At 47.0% G+C, this 13,717-nt stretch carries 20 protein-coding genes; 6 read left to right on the plus strand and 14 right to left on the minus strand.

Translation table 11 applies throughout. From position 1 onward, the window contains the following. Positions 1–113: 113 nt before the first annotated feature. The 4 genes from L1047_RS09030 to L1047_RS09045 are packed head-to-tail and all read right to left on the minus strand — an operon-like array spanning position 114 to position 2,923. On the minus strand, positions 114–992 hold the full coding sequence (locus L1047_RS09030) for a sulfite exporter TauE/SafE family protein (protein WP_235278530.1): 879 nt from the start codon (positions 990–992) through the stop codon (positions 114–116). After that, positions 989–1,534 (minus strand): rhodanese-like domain-containing protein, encoded by a 546-nt coding sequence (locus L1047_RS09035; protein WP_235278531.1) that lies wholly within the window; start codon positions 1,532–1,534, stop codon positions 989–991. Before L1047_RS09035 ends, L1047_RS09030 begins: the two co-directional genes overlap by 4 nt. 9 nt (positions 1,535–1,543) lie before the next feature. Further along, positions 1,544–2,260: an MBL fold metallo-hydrolase gene (locus L1047_RS09040; RefSeq protein ID WP_235278532.1), complete on the minus strand. Its 717-nt coding sequence runs from the start codon at positions 2,258–2,260 to the stop codon at positions 1,544–1,546. Positions 2,261–2,320: 60 nt separating this feature from the next. Next, positions 2,321–2,923, minus strand: coding sequence for an alternative oxidase (locus L1047_RS09045; protein WP_328286065.1), 603 nt, complete (start codon positions 2,921–2,923; stop codon positions 2,321–2,323). Between the two features lie 418 nt (positions 2,924–3,341). On the opposite strand from L1047_RS09045, the gene L1047_RS09055 reads away from it, so the two are divergent. Then, entirely contained in the window at positions 3,342–3,599 is a 258-nt protein-coding gene (locus tag L1047_RS09055) for an ArsR/SmtB family transcription factor (RefSeq protein WP_443081688.1), read from the plus strand. A gap of 384 nt (positions 3,600–3,983) precedes the next feature. Here the strand turns inward: L1047_RS09055 and L1047_RS16785 are convergent, their stop codons facing one another. Then, entirely contained in the window at positions 3,984–4,343 is a 360-nt protein-coding gene (locus L1047_RS16785; RefSeq protein WP_443081712.1) for a VOC family protein, read from the minus strand. Between L1047_RS16785 and L1047_RS09065 the strand changes: the two genes are divergently transcribed. Then, positions 4,233–4,538, plus strand: a complete 306-nt coding sequence (locus L1047_RS09065) for a hypothetical protein (RefSeq protein WP_235278535.1) — start codon at positions 4,233–4,235, stop codon at positions 4,536–4,538. The genes L1047_RS16785 and L1047_RS09065 overlap by 111 nt on opposite strands. A gap of 189 nt (positions 4,539–4,727) precedes the next feature. On the opposite strand, the gene L1047_RS09070 is transcribed toward L1047_RS09065, so the two are convergent. From L1047_RS09070 to L1047_RS09080, 3 genes are all read right to left on the minus strand, one after another. Next, positions 4,728–4,919, minus strand: a complete 192-nt coding sequence (locus L1047_RS09070; RefSeq protein ID WP_017305734.1) for a hypothetical protein — start codon at positions 4,917–4,919, stop codon at positions 4,728–4,730. A 96-nt stretch (positions 4,920–5,015) separates the two neighbouring features. Next, on the minus strand, positions 5,016–5,420 hold the full coding sequence (locus L1047_RS09075) for a type II toxin-antitoxin system VapC family toxin (RefSeq protein WP_443081689.1): 405 nt from the start codon (positions 5,418–5,420) through the stop codon (positions 5,016–5,018). Between the two features lie 96 nt (positions 5,421–5,516). Further along, positions 5,517–6,074, minus strand: coding sequence for a hypothetical protein (locus tag L1047_RS09080; RefSeq protein WP_235278536.1), 558 nt, complete (start codon positions 6,072–6,074; stop codon positions 5,517–5,519). Positions 6,075–6,685: 611 nt separating this feature from the next. Here L1047_RS09080 and L1047_RS09085 point away from each other — a divergent pair. The 4 genes from L1047_RS09085 (at position 6,686) to L1047_RS09100 (ending at position 8,948) form a co-directional block, all read left to right on the plus strand. Next, positions 6,686–7,141: a heavy metal-responsive transcriptional regulator gene (locus L1047_RS09085; RefSeq protein ID WP_235278537.1), complete on the plus strand. Its 456-nt coding sequence runs from the start codon at positions 6,686–6,688 to the stop codon at positions 7,139–7,141. 68 nt (positions 7,142–7,209) lie between these two features. Then, positions 7,210–7,638 (plus strand): beta-lactamase hydrolase domain-containing protein, encoded by a 429-nt coding sequence (locus L1047_RS09090; protein ID WP_235278538.1) that lies wholly within the window; start codon positions 7,210–7,212, stop codon positions 7,636–7,638. Between the two features lie 54 nt (positions 7,639–7,692). After that, a complete protein-coding gene (locus tag L1047_RS09095) occupies positions 7,693–7,935 on the plus strand; it encodes a thioredoxin family protein (protein ID WP_235278539.1) in 243 nt (80 codons plus the stop codon). Between the two features lie 14 nt (positions 7,936–7,949). Beyond that, complete coding sequence (locus tag L1047_RS09100; RefSeq protein WP_235278540.1) at positions 7,950–8,948, plus strand: permease; 999 nt, start codon at positions 7,950–7,952, stop codon at positions 8,946–8,948. Between the two features lie 360 nt (positions 8,949–9,308). Here L1047_RS09100 and L1047_RS09105 read toward each other — a convergent pair whose 3' ends face one another. The 6 genes from L1047_RS09105 to L1047_RS09130 form a co-directional block, all read right to left on the minus strand. Then, a complete protein-coding gene (locus L1047_RS09105) occupies positions 9,309–9,611 on the minus strand; it encodes a hypothetical protein (protein ID WP_235278541.1) in 303 nt (100 codons plus the stop codon). Between the two features lie 6 nt (positions 9,612–9,617). Beyond that, on the minus strand, positions 9,618–9,983 hold the full coding sequence (locus L1047_RS09110; RefSeq protein ID WP_235278542.1) for a hypothetical protein: 366 nt from the start codon (positions 9,981–9,983) through the stop codon (positions 9,618–9,620). Then, positions 9,976–10,902 (minus strand): hypothetical protein, encoded by a 927-nt coding sequence (locus L1047_RS09115; protein WP_235278543.1) that lies wholly within the window; start codon positions 10,900–10,902, stop codon positions 9,976–9,978. Before L1047_RS09115 ends, L1047_RS09110 begins: the two co-directional genes overlap by 8 nt. Positions 10,903–11,451: 549 nt before the next feature. Beyond that, on the minus strand, positions 11,452–11,781 hold the full coding sequence (locus tag L1047_RS09120; protein ID WP_235278544.1) for a hypothetical protein: 330 nt from the start codon (positions 11,779–11,781) through the stop codon (positions 11,452–11,454). Positions 11,782–11,786: 5 nt separating this feature from the next. Next, a complete protein-coding gene (locus L1047_RS09125; protein WP_235278545.1) occupies positions 11,787–12,806 on the minus strand; it encodes a DNA-methyltransferase in 1,020 nt (339 codons plus the stop codon). Between the two features lie 302 nt (positions 12,807–13,108). Then, complete coding sequence (locus L1047_RS09130) at positions 13,109–13,666, minus strand: hypothetical protein (RefSeq protein ID WP_235278546.1); 558 nt, start codon at positions 13,664–13,666, stop codon at positions 13,109–13,111. Positions 13,667–13,717: the final 51 nt, after the last annotated feature.

The following is a 13,717-nucleotide window of genomic DNA, read 5'->3' on the forward strand; positions in this document are numbered from 1 at the left end:
TTCGCAACTACTGGGACATCGCGTCCCACCAATAGCTTGCCGCTTACGCTCTCATCGACAACTAAAGGCGGCATAACGACCAAGCTCAGCGACCGCCGCAAATCACCTTTGAATCATAATCGATCAACTCTCGGCGGTCGGTGTGCATGGGCGTTGTTAGGTTGCTGGTACGCAGATGACTTCTTGAGACCCTGTAATAAGCTGTCACGATTTTGTATTAATACAAATGTGGCAACAGCTAGAAGAAAGTAACCAAAGCCTTTCTGAAGTTGTTTTGTGGAAACAAATTGGGCAAGATAGGCTCCAATCACCGTTCCGCAGCCAGCCAAAAAAGTAAATGAAACCGTCAGCGTCCAGTCTAAAGAAACATGCCCTAAATAACCGAGCAAACCCGCAACAGAATTACAGGCAATAATCAACAGCGAAGTCCCGATCGCCTGTCGCATTGGGATATTGCCCAGCAGCACTAAAGCCGGAACGATCGCAAAGCCACCCCCAACACCGACCAACCCAGTCAAAACGCCCACAGCGATTCCTTCCGTCATCAGCCATAGCCAGCAATATTTACAGGCAGGTTTGATGTACTGGATCGATGCTAGCTCATCCTCATTGGACTCAGGCTTTGCCTTAATCGATCGATAAATCATCAAGCCAGCAGCGACCAACATTGAGAGTCCAAACAGAATCATCTGGAAGGCACTTGTGATGAATGGAAGTGTAGCCATCCTGGCACCCAGATAAGCCCCCACCATGGTTGCCGAGCCAAAAATTGCCGCTACTTTAAGATTCAGATTGCCGCGTCGTGCATGGGGAATGCTACCCAATAAGCTCACACTCCCAACAATAATTAAAGTCATGGCGATCGCGGGTTTCGGCGGGACTCCCATGATATAAACCAGCACAGGCAGCGCTAACACCGAACCACCACCACCCAGCAAGCCAAGACTGATCCCAATGCAAACGGCAAAAAGATGCCCAAGAATCCAAGTCATAGTTTATTACCAGATCGTTGGTTATAGGGTAACTTGGCGAGTAGCAATCCCATGGCGCAGGTGTTGGTAATTCCAGCAAACACCAGTCCAGGGCCAACAAAGCCGCTGAGAAGCAAGAAATTGGGGGATACTAGCACCCCTAAAACAGTTCCTAAAAACACCAAGGAACCAGCCACAATTTGCACCTGCCGAAACAGGCTAATCGGGGCATTTTGACTTTTTTCAACACCGTAGCCTGCACTTTTCCAAGTGGAAATACCGCCATGCAGATGTATCACCGAGTCGAATCCTGCAGCTACACATTTTTGGGCCGCTTGGGTCGATCGATTGCCCGATTGACAGTAGAGCACTAGGGATTTGCCCTCAACCGAACGGAGTTGCTGTGGGTCGAACTGTGATAAAGGATGGAGCTTCGCGCCAGGAATCCGTTCAGTTGCATGTTCTGCTGATTCACGTACATCCACTAATGTAACGGCATGATCGTCGAGCCATTGCTTCAAAGTTTGAGCATCAATTGCTTGAATCCGAGTATTGTTCGTCATGGTTATCCTTTAAATTGAGTAGGTGTTAGCAACGATTGCGAGTGTTTGCCCACATCGTTCATTGGCGGGCAATGCCTCCATCATTTTTTGTGGATCGGGCAGATTCAGTTCATTCATAAATTGCCGAAATTCATCGCGACTACGCCCTACAAATCGCGGATTCCAGCGTTTTTCCTCGGCCACGGAAGAAACTGTCTGTCCGCGATAGTCATGGGCTGGATAAATCAATGTGGCCTCTGGCAAGGTGAATAATCGTTGCGTGACTGAATCAAACAAGGTTTCAGCATTCCCGCTCTGAAAATCCGTGCGCCCACAGCCACGAATCAATAGCGCATCGCCCGTTAGCAAGTGCGTTCCACCAACAAGATAGGCCATGTGACTATCGGTATGTCCTGGTGTGGCGATCGCTTGCACTTCCACGCCACCAACATGCAGCATTTCACCGTCTTGAATAAATCGATCGGCACATGCTACCGACGCTTGATTGGGCACCACACTCAAACATCCCGTCTGTGATCGCAGTTGGGCTGCGCCTGTAACATGATCGGCATGAACATGGGTCTCTAAGCAGTAGCGCAGGGTTAAGCCCAATTCTTGCAGTAACTTGAGATCGCGCTCAACCTGCTCTAAGACTGGATCGACTAGGATGGCCTCGGCAGCCGCACGATCGGCAATCAGATACGTGTAGGTACTGCTTTCACGGTCAAAAAGTTGACGAAATAGCATCACTATTTACCTTCTTTAAAAATCTAACGGACAAATTCCATCTCTCACTCTTTAATCTCTTTAGGCAGCCTCAGCAATCTCAGTAATCTCAGCAGTCTCAGGCTCTAAAACTCTACTGTGAGGACTCGTAAACGTTAATAGCGCTTGCGTCTGCTGACAAGCAATCATCGTTTTGACGTGTTCCCCTTCGTCATCTCGGATATTGATAAACACGTCATAAAGGTTGTCTACTGTTGGGCGACGTGATTCAGACCGAATAGTGGTTTGAAATTCATCAAACATATAGAGGTCGCCATCTCGATAGTAGTTGATGGCAACCTGTGGCGCAGGTTGCGTTTTGAGGATTTCGCCATGCGTTTCTAAAAATACGGCATAGGTATGGTATGCATGTTCCTCAATTAGCTCTGCCATGTAATAAGCGGACTTGGGAAATAGCATATAAAGCGAAATGACGACCCAATAGTATGCCACTGCTAAATGTTGCGCCAAGAAGCGATCACCCCAAACATCATTACCTCCCAATGACTCCATAATCAGCAAGTGATGTAACTCATTCCAGGTTTCTGCAAAGTGAACCTTCAGAAGGTCTGCCTTGCGCCAAAAGCCGAGGGTTTCATAGAGATGAAGCACTGATAAATATGCAAAGTAGGGAATGCGAGCAATCGTTTCTAATACTTAGAAGCGCGGGTAGGGGCGATTTTGGTAAACCACATCTGTGATGAATACCAAGACGCTAACAAATGATCGAATCAAAAGTTTCATGGTCAATCTCCTAAAAGTTGTCAGCAAAACGGCGTAGAGATAGGATTACTCCTGATATTGGCAAACCACGGATAAGGTAGTGTCCAATCCTCTTAGGCACTTGAGATCGTGCTCAACCTGCTCTAAGACTGGATCTACTAGGATTGCATCAGCAGAAGCACGATCGGCAATCAGACACGTGTAGGTACTGCTTTCACGGTCAAAAAGTTGACGAAATAGCATCACTACTTGCCCCTCCTTGCGTTTATTGATGATATTACTATATAGTAGTATGATGAAAAAGACAAGTCTGAATTAAAATTTGCTTACTCCCGCCCTTATGTCACAAATCCCAATTTCCGCGCTCACCCAAGTTGCCGACTATTTCAAGGTTCTATCAGAACTGAGTCGGCTGCAAGTATTGTGTGTTCTCAAGGACGGGGCAAAGAATGTGACTGAAATCATTGAAGAAACGAACCTAGGACAAGCCAACGTTTCCAAGCACTTGAAGATTTTGACCCAAGCAGGAATTGTGAAACGGCAGCCGCAGGGAGTCAGTGTTTACTATCAAATCACTATCAAATCACCGACCCCATGATTTTTGATCTATGCGAACTAGTGTGTCAACGCCTCGAAATTCAATTGCAAGAACAGTCACAAGCGTTAAAAACCCTCGACGGGTTGCGTCAGCCCTAATTATTTCGATTTTATGTGAGGTGGACGTGCTGATTTCTATTGAGGGAGGGTTTGAAGCATTGTCCTCACCGATAACCTAAGCAACCTAACGGCTCGCGCTTCAGCCGCTCCGCTGCGCTTCGCGGCGCGGCTGGAAACGCTTTTTGGGCGGCACTGCAAAGCTACGCCTCCGAGAGCACTGTCACGACCGCAAAACCAACCTGCCGCGTAGTGGTAGTGCAATATCGCTGCAAGCGGTTGTTCGGCAGCTACGCGGCGACCAAAACGATAGCCGATTAGAGATGCGCTATTCGGAGCCGCTCGATAGTCTCCGGGTGGACCCATCAGGCCACGCAGCGATACAGACGCGGTTGCCCGCGCGGTCGGCGAGCCTCCAGTGCGAGGGCGCATGAGAGTCGTCAACAATGCGTCCACCCGCTGCAAGCGCTGCTTGTAGTCGTACCATGGCCTGCTCACGCGCAACCGACACATCGATGTGCATCGCGTGCCGCAAGGGCTTGCTCTCGTTGAGCTCCTGCATCCAGACTGTCGATCCATGTCCAAGGGGGTCTACCGCATTGTCGTCAGCCGCCGGCACGTAGCCCAACACGGCGCGCCAGAAGTTGACATCTATCTCATCGCGCTTCGCCGCGATTGCAACCTGCACCTCCTGAACAGCGGCACGATCCGCAGGTACATTATGCTCCTGTGCAATAGCAGAGATGGCCCGCGCAAACTCAATGTGTCGCGGCTCGAGTTGCCAGATGTCGCGCGTCAGCCGAACAGTGAGACGGTCATTCGCTATCGTCATCACGACCCCCGAATCCTCAAGACCGGTAATCCCTGCGATTGCTTCGGCTAACCGCACGGCTTCTCTCAGGGACCCGACACGAAAGACAGCCGTCGCTCCTCCGTGTAGAACGACTCAATCGTCTATGCCTTCAGCGGAAAGAAACTCTTGCCAACCTTGTTCACTCATGCTTATCGACTCCTGTCTCGCCAGCCGCCCAACGTTCCCAACCAGCGGCGGCAGATAACCTCGAACTCAGCATCAGCGGCTTTCGTCCGTCCGCTGCGTTGGGGTTGTTAGACCGTGCTTCCGCGACAAATTCACAACTTTTCTGCCACTCTCAGCTTGTTGCTTTTGCAAATCAGCAAAAAGTGCTTTTAAGTTATGGTTGAATGACCGTGAATACTCTTCACGGATTCTGTGAATTTCTTCCACAATTGCATCTTGATACATAGTTAATCTCCAAGCAGTTCATAGGGTGTACAAAGAATCGGCAACTCATACCCAGAATCGAAACTGATCTCTGCCAATTTCTTCTGAATTTGGGCATTAGCTATATGCTTGCAATTCCGCATTAGCTATATGCTTGCAATTCCATGTGAGCAAATAATCCATCCCATGAATTGTTGCGGCTGCGATATGAACCGCGTCAACATCGGCTTTTGCAGGAAGGCTACTACGTTCCAAGAATTGCTCTGCCAAGTCAAGGACGGACTGATTCAGTTCGAGCAATTCAAAATCACGAATAATTTCGAGCCGCTGGGTTGCAATTTGAGTATCGCCTTGGGAAGTTTTCTTTACTACTGCTTGAGACGTGTAAAGTTGAAATTTACTGCGACGTGTATCCCACCACTCTCTAGTAATCTCAATATTGGCAGCCACAACAAGGTCTCTGCTGGGTCGAGCAGTGAGGTATCCTAAGATACTAGTTTCGATGTAAACAGCTTCACTCATGCAGACAACTGGTTGCAATCTTTTCTATTTTAGTCCACACCGCCGCTTGTCACCTTAGATAGTATCATCTCTAGTCTGCACTGACTTATGATAAGATCAGACCTTCTGTGTCCATGCGACAATTGACATAACGATGCTTGCTAGTGCGCCAATACCCAGGAAAACCCTTGCTGGGCTGCCTTCTTCCGTAAATTGGTAGCTGAATATGCTTAGCACAGAGAGTACGATTGCTGCAATTCTTAACCCTCGCCAGAACTGTCTTTTAGTTACGTTTGCTCGTTCAGGAATTGCTGGGGTGACTGCTGCATGAATAATTGCAACGATAAATAACAAAAAGCCATAACACCACCAATTAAGTGGATTTCTACCTTTTTCACTAGCGAGCAAAGCAGGGCCAAGTGCTAAAAGAGCAGTAAAAATAGGCAACGCAGGATTAATAGCTAGGAGGAATAATCCAATTAAGAAGCAGCCAATCAGAAGTAATATTGGACTTGCTGTGTCAATTCCAGAATTGGCTGGTGAGCTATTATTTGAGGTATTTGGGATGACTGAAGAAACACTGCTTTGAGGATTAGAAATAGGACTTTGAGTACGCTGAGTGCGTGGACTCTTTGGGTCTGATATTGGCTGCTGACTAACTGATAATAACGGCATTTCTAAACTAATCGTTCGGCTCCATGCAGGAATCTCTTCACCTATTTACTTCCCAAAAATTTGAAGGGTATTGATCCTAGATACATCAAGTTTAAGGATGCCACTACGAATAAATTCAACCAAACTATCTTGGTTAGGAACTTCATCGGATTCAAGCATTACCCTTAGACAATCATCCTTGCGACTAACTTTTGCAGTTATGCCTTTGGATTTAAGACTACGATTTATTAATGCGGCAAGGGCATTAGGATCTCCTTATTTGGCAAGATGGAGGGGGTTCTGTTGAGTCACTTGGAAAACCTTGAACTTTAGATTGAGCGATTCTGATCTGTTATAGCAACATGAATGTATTTGTGCACACACAAGGATAGGGCGGTAGCTCAACCCTGAATGCAAACAGGCAACTTGGCAGGATGTCCCGACCGATAGCTCAGCGGTCTAACGTTGAAGTTGTGCTGCGGCAGATAACCTCAAACATCCACCGATCAGGTTTATACCGTCCGCACCAACGCAGTGTTAGATGCCCGACAGCTTCAGCAAAGTTTACCTGACAACCGACCTTATGTCAAGGTATAAGCCTTACCATAGGTCTACCAGGTCGCAATGGAGTTATGTCAATGTTTCAAGTGGGGGAAGTCTCGCGTCGATTGAGCCTTAATCCACAAACTCTCTACTTTTATGAGCGAATTGGGTTAATTCCATCCCCGCAGCGCACAGAAGCAGGGTATCGGCTATTTAGTCAACAGGATGTGGATCGGCTTACCTTTATTACACGAGCAAAGTCTTTGGGGCTTAGTCTAGATGAGATTAAGGACATCTTGGTGTTAAAGGATAGGCAATCACTGACTTGCAAAGCAGTTTACGAGCGTCTTGATCGAAAGATTCAGGATATTGCAGAAGAAATTCAACAGTTACAAGTACTTCATAATGAGCTAGCACTTCTTCTTGAGCAGTGTCGCACCAATCTCAGCCATCCTGATTCGACGCACCAATGCGTTGTTCTTGAGAAAGGAACCAAAAATTCATCGATAGTGGAGCAGGAAACTTCACCAGATTTGACTGATTAGCCCTTGACATTATACATGGGTATAGGGCTTATCCTGAAGCTACAGTCATAGTAGACAGGAAAACACCCATGTTCAAAGAGATTAATGCCACGATCGCTATTGGTTCTGACTCTCAGCCTGAAGTTCTGAAAGACCTTACTCAGAAAGGCTATAAGACTGTTATTGATTTATGTACTGCGGCTGAAGGTAATCAACTTGATGCATCTGAGGTAAAAAGTCTGGCTTTAGAGTACGTTAGTGTTCCCATTTCACCCAAAAACTTGAATCGTGAAACTCTAGCAACTTTTAAGCAAGCGATCGACACATCGCCCCAGCCGATTTATGTTCGTTGTGCTTCGGCATTACGAGCGTGTGTATTCAGCTTGCTGTTCCTTGCTGAACAAGAAGGTTGGTCTGAGGTACAGTATCTGGAGCGATTTCAGAGCATAGGAATCGATCAAAAACCTGACTGCCCGCTCGGAAATTTTGCCCGTAATTACTTCGCGCAAAAGGTCTAGAGCGTCCGAAAGCTGGCTTGACCAAATCACAAATTATCAGACAGGAGAATTCTCATGGAAACCATCAAGATTGAAATTCTAGGAACAGGCTGCAAAAAGTGCCAACAGCTAGAGGCAAATGCCAAAGAAGCAGTAGCAAATCTGAATCTTGCGGCGGAAGTCGTGCATGTTACCGATCCCGTGGAAATTGCGATGCGCGGGGTCATGTCTACACCTGCCCTAACAATTAACGGTAAGGTTGTAGGCAAAGGTAAAGTGATGACCAGTGAGGAAATTCAGCCGCTCTTGCAAACATAGAGGAGAGTAGAATCATGTTCGATCCCTTTTATCCCTTTGATTGGTTAGCAACGCAGATTGTCACAAAACTCTTGGGGCTGGAGGTTGCTTCTCATCTTGGCTCTAGTCTGCATTTCTTCCTCTACGATGTACCGAAAGTTTTAACACTGCTAATTGTAATTAGCTTTATCGTTGGCACATTTCAGAGCTTTCTTGAACCAGAACGAGTTCGTTCGTTATTGGAAGGAAGGCGCACCTTTGCTGGCAATGTCTCGGCAGCGATTGTTGGCATTATTACCCCATTTTGTTCCTGTTCTGCGGTTCCCTTGTTTATTGGATTCTTAGAAGCAGGTGTCCCCTTAGGGGTTACTTTCTCCTATCTGATCGCAGCACCGATGGTCAATGAGGTAGCTGTAATCTTACTATGGGGATTATTTGGCATCAAGGTTGTTTTGATCTATATTGGCTTTGGTGTGGGCTTAGCGATCGCAGCAGGGTACATTATCGGACTGCTCAAACTTGAAAGATGGGTGGAACCCTTTGTTTGGGAACTAAAAAGATCGCGTCAAGGCATGGTTGTCAATAATGAAAAGGATCTCAAAACCGTTGCTTTAACTTGGCACCAACGATTTGAGCAGGGCAGATTTCAATCTAGCGAAATTGTGCGATCAGTTTGGCTGTATGTTGTACTTGGCATTGCGATCGGTGCAGGAATTCATGGCTATGTGCCGACCGATTTTATTGTCAAATATGCAGGTGTTCGCAACCCTTTTGCAGTCCCACTTGCCGTAGTCTTGGGTGTGCCACTCTATGCCAATATCGCGGGAGTGATGCCCATTACCGAAGCATTAGTAAACAAAGGAATGCCGCTGGGTACTGTATTAGCATTCACGATGGCAGTCACCGCCCTGTCATTTCCTGAAATCGTGATTCTCAAGAAAGTTTTGCGCCCTCAACTCTTAGCTGTATTTGTTGGACTGATGACTGTTGGGATCATTAGCGTTGGCTACATTTTTAATTATCTCCTTGCTTAATCATTTTTTGTCTTCCAAGCATTACCGAGAAGATCGCCCCAACCAGGGAATAAGGGCATCTAACGTTCGCAATCACCGGACACCAATGGTTGTTGCAATTAGCCGACCAGACTGAATTGTTCCGGTGCATCGCGGTTGTTATGCCGCTGTGATCATCACGCCACATCCTCAAGATGCAAGCGGAAAGTTTCGACAAGTATGGTAACACCGGCTTCAAGGTCGAGATTTATCATTCCAACTTAAACAGGGGGAGATATAACCGCACTGCTAGCATCACAAAGATTGCTGCCCCAATACTGAGAACCATAACGCTGCCGACTGCCGCATAGGGATCGTCGTTCATAACCATTACTACACCCATCAATGCCACAGAGGGGGGGGGACCAAGGTAAACCATCCCATCAGGCCATACAGGGCGGGGGTTGCCCACGCGGCTCCTTTCCACAAACCAACTGCTGAGGCCAGCGTGATCGGCAGAACGATACCCAAGTCCAGCAGGAACATCGACCAAAACATGGCTAGGTCATCGGCTACCTCCTTCGGGAGGGTCTGACCACCCGGCAACACATTCAGGTAGCGGGAGACCACAAAGGCTGCCAGAACTAAAAGGACTAAAGACCAAAGTCGGGCGGCAGGGTGAGGCAATGGAGGCAAGGTAGCCATCCCATTCTAGGAGCGAATCAGTATTCCCATCCCCAGAATGAAAACGCCTAGATGAAACAGAATGAACGATGGCACATCGTCATAGTTAGGCCCAACGATGTACTGGACAAACATGTAGACCACGTTTGCCGCCGGGGCAAATGCCAGCACAGAAGCGACAGGATGACCCCGGTAGGTGAGGATTGCCGCCGCAATGCCCAAGGGCACCAGCACAACGAGAGAGAAGAGTTCAAGTCCTCGGGTCTGGTTGAGTAAGGTTTCGGAAAGGGGATAGATCAGGACTTGAGCAAACTGCGGCCCCAGCAGAGAGTTGACCGCGAGGGCAGCACTCAGTAGCAGCAGTGAGAGAGCTGTAATAACACGGCTATCCATTGAGAAGATGGGGTTTGACAATGGGGTGGTTGAGCAGGGTATCGAGGGTAATGAACTGGTTGAGGTGTCCTGCTCCAAGTGTGGGTAATCCCCGAATGGCAAGCACAGCTGTAGCACTGGCGATCGCAGCCGTGGTGCCATAGTCAGAATCTAGTTTCAGACAACGACCAGCCAGAACATTTCCATCTTGATCCAAGGCAACCGCACCTACTTCAATCACCTCGGCTGCTGCCTTGTTCGCCTTTGCTTTGCTTTGGGCGATCGCCCGAGTTAGAAAGGAGTAGCCAGCCGGGAAAATCTGTCGTACCCAGGCCAAGCCCCGAATCATGCGGTTCAGGTTGTCATTGTCAAAGCCGGTCACGAGACGAAGTTTGTCAGCAAAGGGTAAGAACACTAACTCCGGATTGGCAAAATCAAACAGTTCCCGACATGATGTCTGGGATTTCTGGGACTCGGGATAGGGGCGTTTGGCAAACTTACAGTCAGGGCTGGTCAGCAGATCCAGCATCTCTAGGGTTCCCTGCTTACCCGACTTGCCAGACACACTCTGGAGCAAACTCACTTGTACACAGCTGGACTGGGGATATTCTTGCAATAGCTCACGACCCAGTAGTCCGGTTAGACCGGGCGCAAGTCCTGCCATCGCAATCAGGCAAAGGTTTTGCTGCCGGGCGACCTCATCTAGGGCCAGCATTGACCGAATCAGATCAGGGTTAATCGTGACATCCACGACGTGACATCCATAACCCAGAGCCTCCCGATGTAAATGTACGTCGGTTAGAGGCGCGGTATTAATCACCGCATTCAAATCAGCGTCTGGAGTGTCAATAGCTACAGCCTCTACACCCTCTGCAACTTGCAATATTCCCACAATGGCCGAACCTAATCGACCGCGAGCGCCCACAACCCCAATTTTCATGGTGGCTCAACAGAATGGTTTATGTTTCTAGTTTGTTCCATATAGCCCAACATGAGCAAAAAGTTAGCGGCATAACGGTGAAGTTGTGCGGCGGCAGATAAGCTTGAACTCTCACCAATAACCTCTGTACCGTCCGCACCAACGCAGTGTTAGCTGGCTGGCGCTACGACCAAATTATGCTTAGTCTAATCACTATGATTGAGCCAAAATTCCCTTACTCTGCCAAAGTGGGTTAACCGCTCCTCGATCTTAGCAATCTCTCGCGGATAGAACTCTGCTAAGGTGTCGCACAGTTCTAGCATCCATTGCTTACGTGAGTACCCAGGGTTGACGGTTATCACATTTGAGTTAGCAATCTGAATTTGCCCCCATCCCAAGGCTCCAATTGTTAAGCAGTCCCACCCTAGAAACTCTATTGGCGCAAACGTTACTCTTTCAACTTCAACGCGGGTTCCCTCAACATCATACGCAACCATTAGAACCGCAAAGACGTTCTTATCTGACTCGTAGAAACGAGTGAGCCGCTCTACAGAAGTTAAATTCGGCATATTAATCTACAGAAGTTAAATTCGGCATATTAAATTTTGTGCTCAGCCTGTGTGTTTTTACATCAATGACGTAATAAAAGCCGTTGTCATCCTCGAAAGCCAGATCAGCCATTGCTCTTCGGGCAAAGTTTGCTGAGTAGTTTTTACAAATTTCTTCGCCGAGCACTTGCTGTAGATTGCTGCCAAGAACATCCTGAATAGCATCACCAACTGCCCTTGGACTGTTTGCAGTAGATGCGGACAAGTAATCTTCTTGAGAATTCAGAAATTCTCTAATAGCTTCTTGGACTTCACCAAACTTGTCGCTGTAGAAAATCTGACTCTTTTCCATCAGGATTACGGTTCCGCTAAAAGAAATAAATCTTGCTGCTGAGCTACTTTGCCATTGCGGGAATTACGCTTCTTGTCAATAGAGCGTACCTGTTCATTCAGCGTGTTTCTTTCCCAAAACACCCCTTCAGAGTAGCCCTGAATCGAAGACTCGATTTCAGCAATCTCAAGGCGCTTCTCAACTAAACAAGCGTACATTTCGTCAAGCTCTACACCAAAATATTGCCTGCCTAATTTCTTGGCAACTACAGATGTTGTTCCTGAGCCAAGAAAAGGATCAAAAACAACATCCCCAGGATTAGAACTTGCAAGAACGGCTTTAGCAACCAACTTTTCTAGCTTTTGAGTTGGATGATCTGTGTTCTCTGGCATTGACCAAAAAGGAATTGTTAAATCTGTCCACAGATTAGAAGGATGAGTAAGACGATAGTTGCCTTTTTCTGTCATGTCCCAATCTTTCGGGGTGCCATTCACAGTGTAAGGAGCTATTACTTTCCGTTTTAGTTTGACTGCATCTACGTTAAAAGTATATGCATCAGAAACTGTGCAAAACCAGATATCCTCTGATGAGTTCTTCCAGTTTTTGCTGGCTCCTCGCCCTTTTTCCCGTTCCCATGTAATACGGTTACGAACCTGAAAACGATTTTTAACTGCCTCGAACACAGCGGGCGAAGACTGCCAATCACAGCATATATAAATCGAAGAGGTAGGCTTTAAAATTCCTTCAAGACCGGCTAAAAATGCATCTAGCCAATCTGTATAAGTCTCTAAATCTTTTTTCTTAAAACTGCTAGAGTTAAATGTTTTATTGAGATTATAAGGTGGATCAATAAACAGCAAATCAACAGATTGCTTTGGCAGGAAATCCATTACTTGAAACAAGTCCTGGTTAATCGTGCGGTTGAGTACTTCTTGCAAGCCCATAGGCTTATCTAACCGCAACAATCGCTGTTTATATTTTGCTTCTTCCCCGTCCTTCAGAGTAATTGTCCTATTTCGAGGGGCGCGTTCCTTATTTTCCAACATAGTTAACCATGAGTCAGGAGTAGAAACTATAAACGCACTAACCCAAGGATAGTACATTTGTAGGATTGAGCAATTGACCCCTTAGCTTACCAGATTTTGGAAATATGGCTTCATAGCCTTATAACTTTTTCGGTTTGAGTATGCCCGATACTTGTAACTTCTGATACCCGCAAGTGATTATTCGGTAATGCCACCACCCAGGAACGAAGCCAGCTAACGTTCGCGCTCACCGGACGCAGATAAACTTTGCAACCAACCGACAGTACTGAGTCGTTCCGGTGCAGCGCGGTTGTTATGCGGCACTAGGTCATTGAAATCACTGGGTAATTATAACTTTCCTTGACGACTAAACCATCTTTCCAATAACCGATCGAAAGTTGATTGCTTTTGTTATCAATGATCTGTTCACCATATCTAATGGTGAAATCGTTGTACCAATTGGAAACTACAACGAAGTCATAACTGTGATCGGCTGAGACTGCAATATCTTGACTAATCAATCTAGACTCTCTAAACTCGACCAACATTTCGTTGAAAAAGATAGCTCTTCCTTGGCGGCAGGCTTCTTTCCCTGTGGTGATCGTACCGTCGCCTTCAATCATCACAGTATCCTCAGCATAGTATTTTTCCAAGGCTACTGATGTTTGAAACGTAACAACTAAATTGTTAATGTCTGCCAACGCGGCTTGTAGTTCTTCAATCGTCATAAGTAAAATAGTAAGGTTTTGGGAATTCAGAGCAAATTTTAGCCTACTGTGTACAATCGCGTCCCACAAATAATACTCCGATTGCGCCCTAGCTGTAATCGAAGCTGCATAACGCTCAGCATCAGCGGCGGCGTGCAGCGCCGTCCGCTGCAACCGTTTGTTGGGCGTCGCTGTCCCGGATTTATGCCCACCGCACCGATGAGA

It is taken from the genome of Synechococcus sp. Nb3U1 (assembly GCF_021533835.1).
Classification (GTDB): domain Bacteria; phylum Cyanobacteriota; class Cyanobacteriia; order Thermostichales; family Thermostichaceae; genus Thermostichus.